At 63.5% G+C, this 16,981-nt stretch carries 18 protein-coding genes; 7 read left to right on the top strand and 11 right to left on the bottom strand.

Annotated elements, in window-relative coordinates; all coding sequences use genetic code 11:
* Positions 1–27: 27 nt before the first annotated feature.
* The 3 genes from NLY37_RS23565 to NLY37_RS23555 all read left to right on the top strand — a co-directional run bounded on the left by NLY37_RS23565 (position 28) and on the right by NLY37_RS23555 (position 2,418).
* Positions 28–525: a CYTH domain-containing protein gene (locus tag NLY37_RS23565; RefSeq protein ID WP_023681278.1), complete on the top strand. Its 498-nt coding sequence runs from the start codon at positions 28–30 to the stop codon at positions 523–525.
* An 85-nt stretch (positions 526–610) separates the two neighbouring features.
* The gene (locus NLY37_RS23560; protein WP_023741342.1) at positions 611–1,549 is read left to right on the top strand and encodes a CHAD domain-containing protein; all 939 of its coding nucleotides are present in this window, start codon (positions 611–613) and stop codon (positions 1,547–1,549) included.
* A 41-nt stretch (positions 1,550–1,590) separates the two neighbouring features.
* The gene (locus tag NLY37_RS23555) at positions 1,591–2,418 is read left to right on the top strand and encodes a C40 family peptidase (protein WP_023741343.1); all 828 of its coding nucleotides are present in this window, start codon (positions 1,591–1,593) and stop codon (positions 2,416–2,418) included.
* Between the two features lie 50 nt (positions 2,419–2,468).
* Here NLY37_RS23555 and NLY37_RS23550 read toward each other — a convergent pair whose 3' ends face one another.
* Together NLY37_RS23550 and NLY37_RS23545 are read right to left on the bottom strand one after the other, a co-directional pair.
* Positions 2,469–3,845 (bottom strand): adenylate/guanylate cyclase domain-containing protein, encoded by a 1,377-nt coding sequence (locus NLY37_RS23550; RefSeq protein WP_023741344.1) that lies wholly within the window; start codon positions 3,843–3,845, stop codon positions 2,469–2,471.
* Positions 3,846–3,928: 83 nt separating this feature from the next.
* Positions 3,929–4,699 (bottom strand): helix-turn-helix domain-containing protein, encoded by a 771-nt coding sequence (locus NLY37_RS23545; RefSeq protein WP_023741345.1) that lies wholly within the window; start codon positions 4,697–4,699, stop codon positions 3,929–3,931.
* 115 nt (positions 4,700–4,814) lie between these two features.
* Between NLY37_RS23545 and NLY37_RS23540 the strand changes: the two genes are divergently transcribed.
* Positions 4,815–5,672 carry an SMP-30/gluconolactonase/LRE family protein gene (locus tag NLY37_RS23540; RefSeq protein WP_023741346.1) on the top strand — a complete coding sequence of 286 codons (858 nt, stop codon included), beginning with the start codon at positions 4,815–4,817 and terminating at the stop codon, positions 5,670–5,672.
* An 18-nt stretch (positions 5,673–5,690) separates the two neighbouring features.
* On the opposite strand, the gene NLY37_RS23535 is transcribed toward NLY37_RS23540, so the two are convergent.
* The 4 genes from NLY37_RS23535 to NLY37_RS23520 all read right to left on the bottom strand — a co-directional run bounded on the left by NLY37_RS23535 (position 5,691) and on the right by NLY37_RS23520 (position 9,107).
* On the bottom strand, positions 5,691–7,412 hold the full coding sequence (locus tag NLY37_RS23535; RefSeq protein ID WP_023741347.1) for a SulP family inorganic anion transporter: 1,722 nt from the start codon (positions 7,410–7,412) through the stop codon (positions 5,691–5,693).
* A gap of 80 nt (positions 7,413–7,492) precedes the next feature.
* Positions 7,493–7,762 (bottom strand): helix-turn-helix domain-containing protein, encoded by a 270-nt coding sequence (locus NLY37_RS23530; protein ID WP_023673276.1) that lies wholly within the window; start codon positions 7,760–7,762, stop codon positions 7,493–7,495.
* 288 nt (positions 7,763–8,050) lie between these two features.
* Positions 8,051–8,761 carry a phosphatase PAP2 family protein gene (locus NLY37_RS23525; RefSeq protein ID WP_023741348.1) on the bottom strand — a complete coding sequence of 237 codons (711 nt, stop codon included), beginning with the start codon at positions 8,759–8,761 and terminating at the stop codon, positions 8,051–8,053.
* Between the two features lie 4 nt (positions 8,762–8,765).
* Complete coding sequence (locus NLY37_RS23520; protein ID WP_023673273.1) at positions 8,766–9,107, bottom strand: hypothetical protein; 342 nt, start codon at positions 9,105–9,107, stop codon at positions 8,766–8,768.
* 240 nt (positions 9,108–9,347) lie between these two features.
* On the opposite strand from NLY37_RS23520, the gene NLY37_RS23515 reads away from it, so the two are divergent.
* On the top strand, positions 9,348–9,572 hold the full coding sequence (locus NLY37_RS23515) for a hypothetical protein (protein WP_023673272.1): 225 nt from the start codon (positions 9,348–9,350) through the stop codon (positions 9,570–9,572).
* 118 nt (positions 9,573–9,690) lie between these two features.
* On the opposite strand, the gene NLY37_RS23510 is transcribed toward NLY37_RS23515, so the two are convergent.
* The 3 genes from NLY37_RS23510 to NLY37_RS23500 all read right to left on the bottom strand — a co-directional run bounded on the left by NLY37_RS23510 (position 9,691) and on the right by NLY37_RS23500 (position 12,429).
* Positions 9,691–10,371 carry a GNAT family N-acetyltransferase gene (locus NLY37_RS23510; protein ID WP_023741349.1) on the bottom strand — a complete coding sequence of 227 codons (681 nt, stop codon included), beginning with the start codon at positions 10,369–10,371 and terminating at the stop codon, positions 9,691–9,693.
* Positions 10,368–10,853 carry a MarR family winged helix-turn-helix transcriptional regulator gene (locus tag NLY37_RS23505; RefSeq protein ID WP_023741350.1) on the bottom strand — a complete coding sequence of 162 codons (486 nt, stop codon included), beginning with the start codon at positions 10,851–10,853 and terminating at the stop codon, positions 10,368–10,370. The genes NLY37_RS23510 and NLY37_RS23505 overlap by 4 nt, the downstream gene beginning before the upstream one ends.
* Positions 10,854–11,256: 403 nt before the next feature.
* Entirely contained in the window at positions 11,257–12,429 is a 1,173-nt protein-coding gene (locus NLY37_RS23500; RefSeq protein ID WP_023741352.1) for a flavin-containing monooxygenase, read from the bottom strand.
* A gap of 163 nt (positions 12,430–12,592) precedes the next feature.
* Between NLY37_RS23500 and NLY37_RS23495 the strand changes: the two genes are divergently transcribed.
* A complete protein-coding gene (locus tag NLY37_RS23495) occupies positions 12,593–13,624 on the top strand; it encodes a phosphatidylglycerol lysyltransferase domain-containing protein (RefSeq protein ID WP_023696073.1) in 1,032 nt (343 codons plus the stop codon).
* Positions 13,625–13,657: 33 nt separating this feature from the next.
* Here the strand turns inward: NLY37_RS23495 and NLY37_RS23490 are convergent, their stop codons facing one another.
* Together NLY37_RS23490 and NLY37_RS23485 are read right to left on the bottom strand one after the other, a co-directional pair.
* Complete coding sequence (locus NLY37_RS23490; protein WP_023681263.1) at positions 13,658–14,419, bottom strand: ABC transporter permease; 762 nt, start codon at positions 14,417–14,419, stop codon at positions 13,658–13,660.
* Positions 14,416–15,342: an ABC transporter ATP-binding protein gene (locus tag NLY37_RS23485; protein ID WP_023741353.1), complete on the bottom strand. Its 927-nt coding sequence runs from the start codon at positions 15,340–15,342 to the stop codon at positions 14,416–14,418. Before NLY37_RS23485 ends, NLY37_RS23490 begins: the two co-directional genes overlap by 4 nt.
* Before the next feature lie 269 nt (positions 15,343–15,611).
* Here NLY37_RS23485 and NLY37_RS23480 point away from each other — a divergent pair, with 269 nt between their 5' ends.
* A complete protein-coding gene (locus NLY37_RS23480) occupies positions 15,612–16,973 on the top strand; it encodes a cytochrome ubiquinol oxidase subunit I (RefSeq protein WP_023741354.1) in 1,362 nt (453 codons plus the stop codon).
* Positions 16,974–16,981 lie beyond the last annotated feature (8 nt).

Here is a 16,981-nt window from a genome sequence, read left to right as displayed (position 1 = left end):
GAGCCGCAGACGCTTTAGTGCGCGGCCATGGGCAAAGAAGTCGAACGCAAGTTCCTGGTCTCCAGCGCCGAATGGCTAGAAATGGCCGAGGCGAATATACGCATTCGCCAGTTCTACCTTGCCGCAGCACCTGGCCGCACCGTGCGCGTACGCATCAGCGACGGCAGTTCGGCGAAGCTGACGCTTAAATTCGGCAGCAAGATCCGCGAGCGCGACGAATACGAATATGAAATTCCTCTGACTGATGCCGAGGAGATGCTGGCCTTCGCCATCGGACATGTCATCGAGAAGACACGCCACCATGTTAGGCATCGCGGCTATCTCTACGAAGTCGATGTTTTCGGCGGGATCCTAGCCGGCCTTGTGGTGGCCGAACTGGAGACGCCGGAGGATGTACCTGACGAAATGCTGCCTGATTGGCTCGGCCGCGAAGTGACCGGCGAGCAGAGATTTTACAACGCGTCGCTCGCCCTAGAGCCGGATGATTTTAGGTCGGGTCGACCTAAAATCGGAATCCGGCTCTAAATCAAAAGAGATGGAGCATGATGTCGTCCGAAAACCGCTTCACCTTTTCGGCATCATGCTCTAGGGGGATTCCGGAGATCGCCGCATGAGCTTTCGCATCGATCCGCGCCTGCCGCTGACCGGCGAGGTCAGGCGTATCCTTGGCGAGGAGATCGGCAAGGCGCTTGCCCATCTGGCCGTCGCGCGCGACCAGCCGGAGCAGGCATTGCACAAATGCCGCAAGCGGCTGAAGAGCGCGCGCGCCTTGCTGCGGCTGGTCCGTTCCGGAAATGAAACATTCTGTCGGACTGAGAACCAATGCTACCGTCAGGTGGCGGCGCTGCTTGCCGGGCCGCGCGAGGCGACCGCGCTGGTCGAGACCGTCGACCGGCTGGCAGCCGCCTTTCCCGAGCAGGTTGCCGGCGGCGGCCTCGACAGCGTGCGCGACCGGCTGATTGCCCGCCAGCATGAAATGCATGCCGGCGCCGGCCTCGACGCCGCCATAGGCGCGGCCACCGCCGCCTGCGAGGAAGGCCTCATCAGGATAGAGCGGCTGCTGCTCCCCGATCTGCCTGAGCATGCAGCCGATGTGCTTGCGGAAGGCGCTCGCAAGACCTTGCGCCGGGCCAGGAAGGCGCTGGACAAGGCCGGATCCCACGGAGGAGCCGAGGATTTCCACGATCTGCGCAAGGCTGCCAAGACCCACTCGATGCATCTGTCGCTGCTCGGCCGGCTATGGCCGACGCCGATCAAGGTGCGGCGCAAGGCAGTTGATGAACTTGGCGAAAAACTCGGCGAACTGCACGACGTCTTCGTCATGCGCGTGTTGCTCGAGGCCGACGGTGAGCCGCTCGGCGATGCGCAGGACACAAGGCTTCTTGGCAAGCTTTTGAAGCGCTCGGAAAAAAGCCTGAAGAAGAGCTGCCTTGCCGGAGCGGCCGAGCTGTTCGGCGACAGCCCCAAGCGCTCGACGAAGAAACTCGCGCGCAATGCGCGCGACGACCTCGCCGGCCCGGCATCGTCGGAAGAGGTCCCGGTCGGTTGATCATGGCCGAGGACGTCACCTCGTGCTAGTCACACTTTGCCATGACCGCGCCGCGCGACACGCTTCTCGACCGCCTTGGCCGCTGGCTTGCCGGCCGGCTGCAGGACGAATCCTCCGGCTATGAGCCCTACACGCCGTCCGACGCCGAGACGTTGCGGCGCACGCTCGAGCCCGGCGACATCCTGCTCATCGAAGGCAACCAGAAGATCTCGGCGGCAATCAAATACCTGACACAGTCGACCTGGTCGCATGCGGCTTTCTATATCGGCGATGCCTTGTCCGAGCCGGAGGACGGATCGGAACGGCGTCGGCTGATCGAAGTCACGCTCGGCGAAGGCTGTGTCGCCGTGCCGCTGTCGCGCTACCGCACCTACAATACCCGTATCTGCCGGGCGAGCGGGCTGACCCCGGAAGACCGCGACCATGTCGTCGCCTTCATGATCGGCAAGCTCGGCCTGAAATACGATCTCAAGAACATTTTCGACATGCTGCGCTTTTTCCTGCCGACGCCACCGGTGCCGGTGCGCTGGCGCCGCCGCATGCTGGCTTTCGGCTCCGGCGACCCGACGCGCGCCATCTGCTCGACCCTGATCGCCGAAGCCTATGGCGAGATCCGCTATCCGATCCTGCCCGAGATCACCCGCGCGCCCGGGCGCGCCTCGGCGCAGTCGAACTATTCGCGCCGCGAAATCCTGCACATCCGCCACTACTCGCTCTACACGCCGCGCGACTTCGACCTGTCGCCATTCTTCCGCATCGTCAAACCGACGCTGGAATATGGTTTCGACTACCGGGCGGTGACCTGGGAGGACAAGGCAGGCACCGACGCCGCAGCCGCGAAGGCTGGCGCAATCGCCTCAGACACGTGATGGCTTCGGCCTGAGTCATGAGGTGCAGGCGTCTCACATGGCGGCCGGCATCACGCCGAAACCGCAATGGCGCCCTGGTTTTCGGCTCTGTGTTCGACCCAGATATGGACCGGTTCGTCCCGGCCGCGGATGCTAACCGGTCCATGATCGCGCGCATTCAGCTGTGTCCCGAGCGATTCCGCCTTCGCGGCCTCGATCAGTCGTGACCCAAAGCAAATATTCGCCTGAAGCTCACGGCAGAGCGCCTGCAAACGGCTGGCGACGTTGACGGTGTCGCCCACCACCGCGAAGGACAGGTTGCGCTCGCTGCCGACCGCGCCGAGGACGACGGCGCCATATTGTGCACCGATCCGAACGTCCAGCGGCGGATATCCTCTGGACACACGCTGGACATTCCAGTCTTCGATAGCGGCGATCATCGCTTCAGCGCACCGGATGGCCCGGGTTGCGTCGTCATGGCTGGCTTGCGGAACCCCGAAGGTCGCCATGATGCAATCGCCGATATAGTTGTCGACGGTGCCATGGTGGTCGAAAACGACCTGCTCCATGCGACGGTGGAACTGACGCAGTAGTTCGAACACTGCTTCGGCCGGATGATCCTCGGAATAGTGTGTGAAGCCGACGATGTCGGCGAACAGCACCGCGATATCCTGCCGGCGGACCGGGCCGAAGGGCTCGTCATCCGTGGCGAGCTGGTCGACGACATTGGGCGAAAAATGCCGGGCGAGATTGGCGCGGGCGCGCTCCGCCTTGACATAGTCTTCCGACAGATGTCGGGAACGAGAGACGACCAGCGCCATGATCGCGCCGATAATCAGCACAACCAACACATTGGTCGCCTGCGCGAACGTATCGACGAAATTGGGGTTGAGATAGAGATTCAGTCGCTCTGTCAGCGGCAGCGAATAGAGGTTCGTTGCCGGAATGACGGTTCCCGCATGAAAAACCACCCATCCCACCCCGATCGTCCACGTCAAGGCCGCGAGCGCGCCGAGATAGAGCGCCAATCGCGTCGAAAGGGTCAGCGCGCCAAGGCATACGAAAATCAGCAGGAATTTGAAGCTGCCCTCGCGCAGTTGCATCGCGGCCGGCGCGACCTCGAGGGAAAACGGGTTGGGCGTTACCAGCAGAACGGTCAACAGAATGATGTCCAGCGTACCGACGAGGTAACCGATCCACCATGGCGCGTTGCGACGGCGCGCAAAGCGAAACTGGATCAGGCCGACGAGTTGGAACAGCGCGAGGCCCGCCAGCACGAAGAGCAGCGAGGCATCCCAGCGGCTGATCAAGGAAAAGAAGCAGGAGATCACGGCGAGCGATGCCGTGCGCGCCCAGAACTGCAATGCAGCACCCTGGCGTTCTGCCCGCTCCCGCAAATTTTTCAGGCGCGAATAGCGGCGAAGTTCAAGTGTTGGCGCGGTCGGCATAGGATCACTTCGATTTTGCGGGGACGGTCACGCATTCGGCAAACCCGCCCCGTACAGTCTGGCAAATCAGCGCGCGAACTCTATCATGGTTTCGTTTTTGAAACGCGGCCGGCATCCCTGGGGTGCGGGCCGATCGGCATGATCGCCGGAAACGGGGTTGCGCCAAAAGCAAACGTCCATTTGTAGCCGGTCAGCCCGTCTTCCGGCGTCGTGTTCTGGTCGTGATGGGCGAGCAGTTTGGCGCGCTCGGCCAGTTCCTCCGCCTCGCGCTTCACCATCTCCGCCGTCTCCGGCCGCATCCGCCTGGAGAATGAGACGAAGGTCGCTTCCCGCTCCAGATGGGTGATCGCCCAGCCGATGAAATTCTTGTTTGTCATCTCGAACAGCGGCCTGAGCGGCCCTTCGAAATTCCACTGGATCGGTGTGTCGACCAGCAGCCGTGCCGACAACCCGCTGCCCAGCGCAATGAGGCCGAGCGCTTCGAGATCGCGCAGATAGAGGAACATCGACGCTTCGCTCAAGCCCTGCGAGCGCATGACGCCCTCGGGCGTGAATTTCTCCGATAGCATGACGAAGATGAACAGCAGCGCCGGCCGTCCGGCAAGCTTGCGCTCGACCTCTGGCGCGATACGGTTGACCGGTCCCGGCCCCCGATTCATCGACCCCAGCACGTTTTCCAGCTCGACGCCGGCGGCAGCGCAGATCCCGACGAGACGGTCGAGCTTGCAGTTGCGCTCGTGGAAGATGCGCTTGACCGTCGGCTCGGAAACGCCCATCCGCCCGGCAAGCTCACGATAGGTGACGCCCTTGGCCTTCAGCGTCCGCTTCAGCGCCTCGAAGATCAGGCCGTTCATGGGATGCACCTCTTTTGCGCCATTTCGTATCGGTTTCCGATACTAGCTCGAATCGCCCTTCCGGAAAAGTATCGAAACTCCTAGCTCTCCGCCATCCACCACAGGAGACCTGGCCATGAAAACCCTCATCACCTCGATTTGCGTCGCCGCCTTCGCTATCGCGCTCGCACCTGCGGCCGAGGCCGCCGAACTCTGGCGCGCCTCGGGCTTCGAGCAACCGGAATCGGCGCTGTTCGACGCCGCCAACAATCGCATCATCGTCTCCAACATCGTCGGCAATCCCGGGGAGGCCGACGGCAACGGCTATCTCTCGGTGCTGTCGCTGGACGGCAAGATCATTAGCCAGCACTGGACCGACGGCATGGATGCACCAAAAGGCTCGGCGATCTCCGGCGGCAAGCTCTACGTCGCCGATGTCACCAAGGTGCGCATCGTCGATCTCGCCAGCGGCAAGCTCGTCTCGACCATCGATGTGCCCGGCGCCGTTTTCCTCAACGACGTGACATCGGACTCATCGGGCAAGGTTTATGTCACCGACATGCTTGCCGATGCGATCTACCGCATTGACGGCGACAGGCCGGAACTTTTCGTGAAGGATGCGAAGCTCGCCGCACCCAACGGCATCTTTGCCGATGGAGGTCGGCTGATCGTGGCGTCCTGGGGCAAGGGCATCAAGCCGGACTTCAGCACTGCCGCGCCCGGCGGCCTGCTGTCGGTCGATCTCGCGACGAAAGCCGTGACGCCGCTGCCTAGCGCACAAAACTTTGCCGACCTCGATGGCGTCGTCGCCATCGGCGACAGCATCTACGCCACCGCCTTCATGACCGGCACGCTCTATCGGTACAAAGTCGGCGAGGCGCCGGAGGCTGTAGAGCAGTTCAAGCCGGGCAGCGCCGATATCGGCACAGACGGCACGCGGATTTTCGTGCCGCTGATGAACGAGGGCGAGATCGTGGTGCTGAGCCTGGACTGACGGCGCACATTTGCCGGCTCAGCCAACGGGCGCGGCTTTGAGTTGCGCCCGCGCATCCTTGATCGAAGCGGCAAAGGTCACCAGCGGCCGCTTGACGCCGTGGTTGATCAGCATGCGCCGTGTCTGCGGCGAGGCGCCGGCGATGATGAAACGCACGCCGGCGCGTTTCGCCTTGTGCGCCGCGCCCTCGATGACATTGGCCGCGGTGGAATCGAAGAAGGGCACCGCCGAACAATCGAGGATGAAGTTCTTGCGCTGGTCGGCGATGCGGTCGAGCACCGTGCCGACAGTAGAGGCGGCGCCGAAGAAGAAGGCGCCGGAGATGCGATAGACGACGGTGTCGGCGTCGCTTGCCTCGCTTGCATCGTAGGCGCGGCCGCTGCTGTCGGCGACATCGTCCTGCACCAGCGGCAAATCCGCCTCCACGGCGATCGACTTGGCCATACGGTCGATGAACAGGATCGAGCCTAGCGCGAAGCCGACGACGATGCCTTCGGTGAGGTCGCGGAAGATGACGATCAGGAAGGTTGCCATCAGCACCAGGGCATCGCCGCGCGAAGCGCGCAGCAACGTGGCGAAGGCCTGCTTCTCGAACATGTTCCAGCAGACAACCGCCAGCACCCCGGCAAGGGCGGCAAGCGGGATGTAGCTGGCCAGCGGTGCGGCCACCAGCATGAAGACCAGCAGAAAAAGCGAATGCAGCATGCCGGAAACCGGCCCATGCGCGCCGGCCCGCACATTGGTGGCGGTGCGGGCGATGGTGCCGGTGGTGCAGATGCCGCCGAACAGGGCAGACGCGATGTTGGCAAAGCCTTGCGCCACCAGTTCGCAATTGGAACGGTGACGCCGCCCGGTCATGCCATCGGCGACCACGGCCGAGAGCAGCGATTCGATCGCGCCGAGCAGCGCAAAAGCCACCGCATCCGGCAGCACCGCAAGCGCCTTGTCGAGGCTGAGCGCCGGCAGCGCCGGAAATTGCAGGCTGCGCGGAATGCCGCCATAGCGGGTGCCGATCGTTTCCGCCGGCAGCGAAAGCAGCGCCACGACAAGGGAGGCCAGTCCGACGGCGATCAGCATGCCCGGCCAGCCGGGCCGCCAGCGCTTCACTCCCACGATGGTGGCGATGGTCAGCGCCGCCACCAGCGTCGCCGAGATGTTGAGCGTGCCGGCCGCGTGGCCGATCGCCATCAGTTTCGGCAGCAGCGGCCCGGGCTCCGGCCCGGCAAGCCTCAGCCCGAACAGTTCGACGATCTGGCCGGAGAAGATGATGATCGAGATGCCGGCGGTGAAGCCGACCGTCACCGGGTAAGGGATGAATTTGATATAGGTTCCGAGCCGGAGATAGCCGATGGCGAGCAGGAAGATGCCGGCCATCATCGTCGCCAGCAGCAGCCCGTCGACGCCTTCGCGCTGCACCGTCGCCGCCACCAGCACGATGAAGGCGCCGGCCGGGCCGCCGATCTGGAAGCGGCTGCCGCCAAGCGCCGAGACGATGAAGCCGCCGACAATGGCCGTGAACAGGCCGCGCTCCGGCGTCACGCCCGAAGCAATCGCAATCGCCATCGACAGCGGCAACGCGACAATGGCGACGGTCAGCCCGGCCATGAAGTCGGCCTTGAACTGCGGCAGGCGGTAACCTTCGCGCCAGACCGTCACCAGCTTGGGCGTGAACAGCTCTGAAAATGTCGGCTTTGCCGACTTCTGGGCCGGTTGATGCACTGCCCGCCGGATCTGATCCATGGACCTGCCTTCCGCTTGCGTGAAGGCGGCGGGATCGTCGGCAGGACTGTCGGCGGTCGCCGTCGCGACTATATGCCGGCTCAGCCTTGCGGGTTCGGCGGCGCGACCGGCTTGAGGCGCACGCCCCGGCCGCCGCGCTCGCTGGTTTGGTTCTCGCCGATGAGCTCCACCCCGGCCTCGTCGAGAGCCTGGATAACCTTCATCAGCGTATCGACCACACCCCTGACCACGCCGTCACTCGCTTCCATGCGCTGGATTGTCGGAAGCGAAACGCCGGCACGCTCGGCGAGCGTCTTCTGATCGATGCCGGCCAGCGCCCTCGCGGCGCGCATCTGCGCGGCAGTGATCATCGGTCGGAACCCCCGTCTGAGTCTGCGGAGACGACGTGTAATACAATCATAGTGATGTTTCAACCATCATAAAGCATACATGAAACATGATCTCTCCACAAAGCCGGATGGCGGGATACGGGATGAGCATGCTACGTTAACCGCCTTGGCTCTTATTGGCGGGGAAATATCAGTTGAAGATTTTCAGGACCTTGACGACGTCGGCAGCCTTGCTGTCGGCGGTTTTTCTGCTGGCAGGCTGCGGACACGGGCTGATCAACCGGCTGATTTGAATGTCGCTCCGGATCGTCAGTTTTCGGGCTCGTTGCCATCGGCCACCGCCTTGTTCCGCTGCAGCATTCGCGCCGCCAGCCAGCACAGCGTCGCCCAGGTGAAGCCGGCGCACCATCCCGCCAGCACGTCGGAAGGCCAGTGGACGCCGAGATAGACGCGGCTGACGCCGACCAGCAGCGTTACCAGCACCGCCAGGCTGAGGACATAGATTTTCGTCGTTCGTCCCGGCAGGAAGCGCGCTGCCAGCGAGCCCAGCGTGAGATAGGTCACCGCCGACAGCATGGCGTGGCCGCTGGGAAACGACAGCGACGTCTCGTTGGCCAGGTGCGAGACAAGATCGGGGCGCGGCCGGTCGACGCCGGCCTTGAGCAAGGTCGACAGCAGCTGCCCGCCGGCCACCGCGACAAAGATCAGCAGCGCCGTCCTCGGCCTGCGGATCAGCAGGAGGTAGACGATCACCGCCGTTACGATCAGCACCAGCACGCTGGAGCTGCCGAGGCTGGTGATGTCGCGCATCGCGCCTTCCAGCCATGCCGGGCCGACGGGAACATCCGGCTGACCCACTTTTCGGAAAGCGAGCAGGATCTCAGTATCGAAAGCGTGCGGCGTGGTGGCCCGCGCCACCTCCATCAGTTCCTCGAAGCCCCACAGCCCGGCGGCTATCACCAGCCCGGCCAGCAGCACCGGAAATTCAAGCCAGTTGGTGAACGCACTCGGGGTCTTCATCGGATTACAGTCGCCCCTGCAGGTAAGGCCCGAGCGAGATCAGCACCACCGCCGCGATGGCCAGCACGATGCCGGTCGCCTGCAAGGCATTGACGCGTTCGCCGAAGAACACCAGCGCCACCACATTGACCGCCACCAGCTGGATCACCGCCGACAGGCTGAACGACACCGACATGCCGAACTCACGAACCAGCCGCAGCATCATCAGATTGCCCGCCGTATAGAGCGCCAGTGTCAGCACGATCTTGCCAAGGCTTGGCGCCAGCCCCCATTGCTTGGCCGCGATTGCCGCCAGCAGGAAGATCACCGTCGAAACGACGAGCTGCGCCAGTCCCCAGAAACTCACTTTTGTGCCTCGCTGTCGTTTGTGGCAGCCCTTGTTTCGCAAGCGCGCCGACACGTCAAGCAGACTGCGGCGAGACAGGCCCGACGATGACGAGAGGTGGCTGAATGAATGGCAGCACGATCGCGGTCTGATTGCAACGCTCGGGCCGGATTAACGCAAACCCAGGCAGCTGCCCACCCAAGCCCCGGAAAAGAATGGACATTTAAACATGGCGCCCTACCTCTTCTGGAGGAGAGTGCCATGCCAAAGTCCGTCTATGACCGTGGCCTGCTGAAACCCGACGACATCGCCAGGCTGCAACGCGTGTTCGACGAAGCCTGCCGCAGGCGCGACGTGCATCCCGATTCGGCGGAGGCGCGGGAGATCGCGCTGAACCTGCTTGCGCTGCACAATGCCGGCATGGTCGAGGAAGATATGCTTATGGAAACCGTGGGTTTCCGCAGGTTGGAGCCGAAATCAGCCTGAGGCCCGCAAGGCGGCCTGGAGCAATTCCAGGAAAAGTGTGAAGCGGTTTTCCGTCCGGAATTGCGTAAAAATAAAGGCCTAGGAGCGGTTCGCCGTTTCCGTGACACGGTGAAACGCTCTAGCCGGCGCGCTGCACGACGGCCACATTCATCTCTGCCCGCAGCCTGAAGCCGATGGATTCGTACAACCCAACCGCGTTGGCATTGCTGGCATAGGCATGCAGGTAGGGAACTTCGCCGCGCGCAAAAATTCGGTTGGCCACGAACACCGACAGCAGCCGGCCGAGGCCGCTGCCGCGAAATTCGGGATGCGAGCAGACGCCGCTGAGTTCGCTGTAGCCGGGCTGCTTCATGCGCTCGCCGGCCATCGCCGCCAGCCGGCCGTCGATCTTCACGCCCCAGAACTCGCCGAGGCTCAGCGCCTTGAGCGTGAACGGGCCGGGCTTGGTCAGTGACGCCAAAGCAAGCATCTCGGCCGCGTCGTCCTGCGTCAGCTGCTGTACACGCTCGTCCGACACGGAAGGCAATGGCGCCTCGGCAGCCATCTGAACGCCGAAGGCGGTCACGGTCGCGGTCAGTTCCGGCGGCAAGGCAATGGGGTCCGCCTGGAGCATGAACACGCTCTCACCTGCAGGAATGAGGCTTGCGAGCGCCTGCAGGCTCTCAGCGTCGTCTGCCCCGGAAGCCGCGAAGGGGACGATCGAGGAGGGATAGCGCCTGGCGAGCCTGTCGCCATACGCAAAGATCCGATGCCGCGTGTCGAGCGCGCTCCAGACCGGACGATCGAGGACATGGCTCATGGCGCGACATCCTGTTTCACATGACGGTCGAGCGGGGCCGCGGCCAGGCCGTCCTCTATTGCCGAGAGTTGTTCGAGAAGCGGCCCTGCAAGGCCTTTGCACAAGTCGGCAACGGCGTTCTCGATGCGCGGCCAAACGTCCCTCTTCGCCTTATCGACCAGGCGCTGGCCCTTCGCGGTCAGCGAGATCATCCTGCGGCGCTGGTCGTCGTTCGATGGCGCGGCCTCGACCAGCCCCAACTCGGCCAGCAGCGCCACGCTGCGCGTCACCCCCGGCTGGGTGATCCCCAGTGACTGCGCCAGCTCGCCGACAGGCAGCGGCCCGAGCCGGTCGAGCGCGGCCAGCAGAGGATACTGGCTGGACTGCACCGGCACCTCCAGCCCATCGAGCATGCGCTGCGTATCGGCCTGCAACTGCTCGCCGATACGCTTCAGCCTGCTGCCTAGGGTGAGGTAGCCAAGGGATCGAATGATGTCTTCCATGGGTGGTCCGCCTGCGGAATAACCATAATATGTTATATAACCAGGCAATGAACGAGTTCAAGCGCCTGCTTTGGAGGTTGGCCGCAAGCATCTCAACTTCGTCATCCTTGGGCGAAGCAGGAGCGAAGCTCCGTCGCGGAGACCCAGGGATCCATGCCGGGACCTTGGCCGCGGAAGCAGCGGAGCAGAACCTGCAACGCAGCGTAGCTCAGAAGTCACGGCATGGATCCTCGGGTCTGCGCCGCGTCGCTACGCTCCTTGCTTCGCCCGTGGAAGACGACGGGATCGGCGTTTCAGCCAATCGCCAGGATATTCGATCCATCTTGCAGATGCGTTGAACCACCAGTCCCCGCCACAGCAGCAGCCCGAAGTGCGCGGTGGTTCTCCGTCCAGAAGCGCTCGTCTACAACTCCTTGGCGATCTGACGGGCAATTGCTTCGGCCTGCAGGCCGGCGCTGTGAAAATAGCTGGTCAGGCTTGGCCGCATGCCGATGAACCACAGGCCGGGCTGGCCGCTCGGGGTGCCGCCATTGGCCTTCGGCACGCCCTTGGCGTCGAGCACGCCGAGATCGCCCAGCATGGCCTCCAGGCCGGTGCGATAGCCGGTTGCCGCGATCACTACATCCGGCTCGAGCACCGTGCCGTCGTTCAGCCGCACGCCGGCGCCTTCGAAAGCCGCCACCGGCGCCACCACCGAAATCCGTCCGGCCTTCAGCGCTGCGACGGCGCCGTCGTCAACGGCAATAGCGATCTGCTCGACGCCGAGCCGGCTGGCGCCGCCCTTCGGCGCCGGCGGCAGGCCGAAGCGGGTGAGGTCGCCGAACACCAGCCGCTGCGTCGCGGCAATCGCGGCATCGGCAATCCACGTCGGCAGCATCGCCATGAAACCGCCGAAGCGCGCCACGGCGACCTTGCCGATCCGTTTCGGCATCAGCGACGGACCCTGCCTGGCTGACAACCAGATGGCCTTGGTGTCGGCACGGGCGAGGTGGTTGAGCACGTCGAAGCCGGAATTTCCGGCCCCGACCACCAGCACGCTTTTGCCCACATAGTCCTGCGCTGTGCCGAAATCGGCAGCGTGGACAAGTTTGCCGGTGAAAGTCGCCTTGCCTTGCCAGTCCGGCGTCCATGGCAAGCGGTCGCGGCCGGTGGCGACGATGACATTGCGGGCGCTCAGCGTTTCCCGGCCCGTATGGACGAGCCAGCCATTGCCTCTGCGTTCGATCCGCTCGACGGCGGTGCCGAATTCGACCCTTATGCCGCGCGCGCGGGCAAAATCCTCGAGATAACCGACGATGGCATCCTTGTTCGGAAAGGCGGCGGTGCGTGGCGGATAGGCAAGGCCGGGCAGGGCCGATAGCGCGCGATGCGTGTTGAGGGTCAGCTTCTCGTGCCGCCCTCGCCACGGTTCGGCGATCCGCGGCTCCTTTTCAAGCACGACGACCCGCACGCCGCGCCGGCCAAGTGCGTCGGCGGCCGCCAGCCCCGCCGCTCCGGCGCCGATGACGATAACCGTATAGTCGGGTCCTTTCGGCCCCAGGACGATAGGCATCGTTTCGCTTGTCGTAGCCGCCATTCGGTCGAGATTTCCTTTTAGGTGCGCCATGGGGACCCGTCCTATATGGCACGTCCCATATGGCACAGGGGCGATATGATCGATAATGAGGTCGCGTCAATGCGACTGATTCGAGGCCTTGGGGGCAAGCCTCTGTTTATCATCGGCACGCGGAAGCTCGACCATGCCCTCCTTGCGTATCTTTCTCGACAGACTGCTGGAGGGCGCCGCAGCCAAGGTGCCGCGCCAGGATTTTTCGCATGTCGAGCGGCTGGCGCTTGTCCGCCAGCACGGCGACTTCTCGCTGGCCTATTCGACCGCCGTGCAGCAAAAACTGTCCTATTTCGGCGACGCCGACGGCTACATCGCCTTCGGCACCAAGATGAAGCACCATTTCGCGCTCGGTGACCCGGTGGCCCATCCGGCTGATCGGCCCGACTATATCAGGCGCTTTGTCGAAGCCGCCGACAGCCCGTGGTTCGTGCAGATCGGCGAACCGACGGCGCGCGTTCTGGCCGGGCTCGGCTACCAGGTCAACCGTCTCGGCGTCGACACGCGGCTGCAGCTGCCGGCTCACGATTTTTCCGGCAAGCGCAACGAAACCGTGCGCTATTCCGAACGCTGGCTCTTGAAGAAGGGGTTTTCCTTTGGCGAAGGAGCGGTCTATCTCGACGAGGTCCAGCGCCTGTCGCAGAACTGGCGGGCCGACCGCATCGTCAAGCGCTGGGAGATGGCGTTCCTCAACCGGCCCTTTGCCGATCATCTCGGCATCGATATGCGCCGTTTCGTGCTCTACAGCCCGGAAGGCGAGCTCGTCGCCCTGCTCGATTTCGATCCGATGTTCAGTGGCGGCAAGGTGATCGGCTACACCACCTCGTTCAAGCGCAAGCACATCGATGCCTCGCCGCATGCCGAAATCGGGCTGACCAAATTCGCCGTCGACCGGTTTCGCAATGAGGGCATTTCTGTCGTCACGCTCGGCCTGTCGCCGATGCTCGACGTCGGAGCCAACGGCTTTGCCGAATCGAGCTTCTGGCGCAACGCCTTCGAGCGGGCCTATGAGTCGCCCTGGGTCAACCGCAGCAAGTTCAACCTCAAGGGCCAGGCGGCGTTCAAGCGCCGCTTCCACGGCATCGAGGAACCGACCTACATCGCCTTCCGCCAAGGCAGGCTGATCGAGATGCTGGGGTTGCTGCGCCTCATCAAGGCGATCTAGCAAGAAAACGCGACGCGCTTTAGAGCGGCAGGGTCAGTTGCGCAGCCGGTAGCCGGTGCGGAAGATCCAGGCGACGATGGCGATGCAGATGGCGAGGAACACCATCGTCATGCCCAGGCTGACGGCGACCGAGACATCGGACTTGCCGTAAAAGCTCCAGCGGAAACCGCTGATCAGGTAGACGACCGGGTTGAACAGCGTCACCGTGCGCCAGGTCTCGGGCAGCATGTTGATCGAATAGAAGCTGCCGCCGAGGAAGGTTAGCGGCGTGATGATCAACAGCGGGACCAGCTGCAATTGCTCGAAGCTTTTCGCCCAGATGCCGATGATGAAGCCGAACAAGCTGAAGGTCACCGCCGTCAAGACAAGGAAGGCCAGCATCCAGAACGGATGCTGGATGGTGAGCGGCACGAACAGCGAGGCCGTCGCCAGGATGATCAGGCCGAGGATGATCGACTTGGTCGCGGCGCCGCCGACATAGGCGATGACGATCTCCAGATACGACACCGGCGCCGACAAGAGCTCGTAGATGGAGCCGACGAATTTCGGGAAATAGATGGCAAAGGAGGCGTTGGAGATCGACTGCGTCAACAGTGAGAGCATGATCAGCCCCGGCACGATGAAGGCGCCGTAGCTGATGCCGTCGATCTCGGTGATGCGCGAGCCGATGGCCGAGCCGAAGACGACGAAATAAAGCGATGTCGAGATCACGGGCGAGACGATGCTCTGCAGCACGGTGCGGAACGCACGCGCCATCTCGACCCGGTAGATCGCCCATACTGCTCGCCAATTCATGGCTCTTGCCTCAAAAGATTGACGAAGATCTCCTCGAGCGAGCTGTTTTGCGTGTCCATGTCGCGGAACTGGATGCCGGCCGTCTCGAGTTCGCGCAGCAGCGATGCGACGCCGGGGCGTTCGCTCTGATTGTCATAGGTGTAGGTCAGCTGTGTGCCATCGCCCGACAGCTCCAACGCGTAGTGCGAAAATGCATCGGGAATGGCGGGGAGCGGGTTGCGCAATTCCACGATCAGGCGCTTGCGGCCGAGCTTGCGCATCAGTTCGGCCTTGCCCTCGACCAGGATGATCTCGCCGCGGTTGATGACGCCGACACGGTCGGCCATCGCCTCGGCCTCTTCGATATAGTGCGTGGTGAGGATGATGGTGACGCCGTCGTCGCGCAGCTGTCGCACCATCGCCCACATGTCCTGGCGCAGTTCGACGTCGACGCCGGCCGTGGGTTCGTCGAGGAACAGGATGCGCGGCTCATGCGAGAGCGCCTTTGCAATCATCAGCCGCCGCTTCATGCCGCCCGACAGCGTGATCGCCTTGGCGTCCTTCTTGTCCCATAACGACAGGTCGCGCAGCACCTTTTCGACGAAGCCCGGATTGGGCGCCTTGCCAAACAGGCCGCGGCTGTAGGTGACGGTTGCCCAGACGCTCTCGAACGCATCGATGGTCAGCTCCTGCGGCACCAGCCCGATCAGGCTGCGCGCCGCGCGGTAGTCTCGGTTGATATCATGGCTGTCGACGGTCACCGTTCCCGACGAACGGTTGACGATGCCGCAGACGATCGAGATCAGCGTCGTCTTGCCGGCGCCGTTCGGCCCCAGCAGCGCGAAAATCTCGCCGCGTTCGATGTCGAGGTTGATTTCCTTCAGCGCCTTGAAGCCGGTGGCGTAGGTCTTGGTGACCCCGGCAATCGAAATGATGGAAGGCAAATTCGTGGAAGACATGAGGCCGAAAACGACTGTTTGAAAGAGGCGGGGATTATTATTGCGCTGAATGTCGGTGCGCAGGCTCGGAAGTCAATGCCGCTGCTGACAATTGTGGACAAACGTTCCCCTTTTGCCGTTTCGTCATGGGGGTGTCGAGGCGCTGACGGTTTGATACGATCTGCTGCGACAACGCGCCCCGCGTGACGACAAGCCGCTTTGACCGGACCGCATCCGCCGCCTATTCTCGCCAACAAACAGCAGCCGGAGCCCGCATGGACCCGCTCATCCTGTCGCGAATGCAGTTCGGGGCGAATATCTCGTTCCACATCCTGTTTCCGACCATCACGATTGCGCTTGGCTGGGTGCTGCTGTTCTTCAAGCTCCGCTACAACGCCACCAATGATTCCGCCTGGATGCGCGCTTATTTCACCTGGGTGAAGGTGTTCGCGCTGTCCTTCGCCATGGGCGTGGTCTCGGGCGTCACCATGAGCTTCCAGTTCGGCACCAACTGGCCGGGCTATATGGAGCATGTAGGCAACATCGCCGGGCCGCTGCTTGCCTACGAGATCCTCACCGCCTTCTTCCTCGAAGCGGCCTTCCTCGGCATCATGCTGTTCGGCTTCCGCCGCGTCTCCAACCGCGTCCACACGCTGGCGACGGTATTGGTCGCCGGCGGCACCACGCTGTCGGCCTTCTGGATCATTGCGCTGAACTCGTGGATGCAGACGCCGGCCGGCTTCGAGATGATCGACGGCAAGGCGCATCCCGTCGACTGGTGGGCGATCGTCTTCAACCCGTCCATGCCCTACCGTCTGACGCATATGCTGCTCGCCTCCGGCCTGACGGTGTCGTTCCTGATCGCCGGCCTGTCGGCGCTGCGCTACCTCACCGGCGACCGGTCGGAATCGATGTGGAAGGCGCTGCGCACCGGCGTCTTCACCGCCGCCATCCTGATCCCGATCCAGATCTTCGCCGGCGACCAGCACGGGCTGAATACGCTGGAGCACCAGCCGCAGAAGATCGCGGCCATGGAGGCGAACTGGAACACCGGCCCCAACGTGCCGCTGGTGCTGTTTGCGCTGCCCGACGAGGCGGCGAAGAAAAACAAATTGGAGATCGCCATTCCCGACGGCGCCAGCCTGGTGCTGCGCCATTCCACCAGCGGTATCGTGCCGGGGCTCAACGACTATCCCGGCCTGCATCCGCCGGTCTTCCCGGTGTTCTGGGGCTTCCGCATCATGGTCGGCACCGGCATTTTGATGCTCATCGTCTCGTGGTCGGCGACCTTCTTCCTCAAGCGCCGCCACAGCCTGCCGAGGCCGCTGGCCATGCTGATGGTGCCGATGGCGCTCTCCGGCTGGCTGGCGACGCTGGCCGGCTGGTACACCACCGAAATCGGCCGCCAGCCCTGGCTGGTCACCGGCGTGCTGAAAACCGCCGACGCTATCGGCCCAGTCGCCGGCAGCCATGTCGCGCTGACGCTCGCCATCTATCTCATCCTCTATGTGCTGCTGTTGATCGCCTATCTCGGCGTGCTGGTGCACCTGGCGCTGAAGGCGGCCAAGGACGGCGACACCTCGCCGCTGCCGGGCGTCATGAAGACGGCGATGTCGCAACCGGCCGCAGCGGAGTGAGGAATGGT

This window comes from Mesorhizobium sp. C395A, assembly GCF_030323205.1.
Classification (GTDB): Bacteria; Pseudomonadota; Alphaproteobacteria; order Rhizobiales; family Rhizobiaceae; genus Mesorhizobium.
The sequence above is the reverse complement of the archived record's forward strand: the minus strand, read 5'-3'. Positions and strand labels throughout refer to the sequence as shown.

Bases quoted from the DNA above. Each gene is read 5' to 3' on its own strand.
- NLY37_RS23565 (WP_023681278.1), top strand. From the start codon at position 28: ATGGGCAAAGAAGTCGAACGCAAGTTCCTGGTCTCCAGCGCCGAATGG.
- NLY37_RS23560 (WP_023741342.1), top strand. From the start codon at position 611: ATGAGCTTTCGCATCGATCCGCGCCTGCCGCTGACCGGCGAGGTCAGG.
- NLY37_RS23555 (WP_023741343.1), top strand. From the start codon at position 1,591: ATGACCGCGCCGCGCGACACGCTTCTCGACCGCCTTGGCCGCTGGCTT.
- NLY37_RS23550 (WP_023741344.1), bottom strand. From the start codon at position 3,845: ATGCCGACCGCGCCAACACTTGAACTTCGCCGCTATTCGCGCCTGAAA.
- NLY37_RS23545 (WP_023741345.1), bottom strand. From the start codon at position 4,699: ATGAACGGCCTGATCTTCGAGGCGCTGAAGCGGACGCTGAAGGCCAAG.
- NLY37_RS23540 (WP_023741346.1), top strand. From the start codon at position 4,815: ATGAAAACCCTCATCACCTCGATTTGCGTCGCCGCCTTCGCTATCGCG.
- NLY37_RS23535 (WP_023741347.1), bottom strand. From the start codon at position 7,412: ATGGATCAGATCCGGCGGGCAGTGCATCAACCGGCCCAGAAGTCGGCA.
- NLY37_RS23530 (WP_023673276.1), bottom strand. From the start codon at position 7,762: ATGATCACTGCCGCGCAGATGCGCGCCGCGAGGGCGCTGGCCGGCATC.
- NLY37_RS23525 (WP_023741348.1), bottom strand. From the start codon at position 8,761: ATGAAGACCCCGAGTGCGTTCACCAACTGGCTTGAATTTCCGGTGCTG.
- NLY37_RS23515 (WP_023673272.1), top strand. From the start codon at position 9,348: ATGCCAAAGTCCGTCTATGACCGTGGCCTGCTGAAACCCGACGACATC.
- NLY37_RS23510 (WP_023741349.1), bottom strand. From the start codon at position 10,371: ATGAGCCATGTCCTCGATCGTCCGGTCTGGAGCGCGCTCGACACGCGG.
- NLY37_RS23505 (WP_023741350.1), bottom strand. From the start codon at position 10,853: ATGGAAGACATCATTCGATCCCTTGGCTACCTCACCCTAGGCAGCAGG.
- NLY37_RS23500 (WP_023741352.1), bottom strand. From the start codon at position 12,429: ATGGCGGCTACGACAAGCGAAACGATGCCTATCGTCCTGGGGCCGAAA.
- NLY37_RS23495 (WP_023696073.1), top strand. From the start codon at position 12,593: ATGCCCTCCTTGCGTATCTTTCTCGACAGACTGCTGGAGGGCGCCGCA.
- NLY37_RS23490 (WP_023681263.1), bottom strand. From the start codon at position 14,419: ATGAATTGGCGAGCAGTATGGGCGATCTACCGGGTCGAGATGGCGCGT.
- NLY37_RS23480 (WP_023741354.1), top strand. From the start codon at position 15,612: ATGGACCCGCTCATCCTGTCGCGAATGCAGTTCGGGGCGAATATCTCG.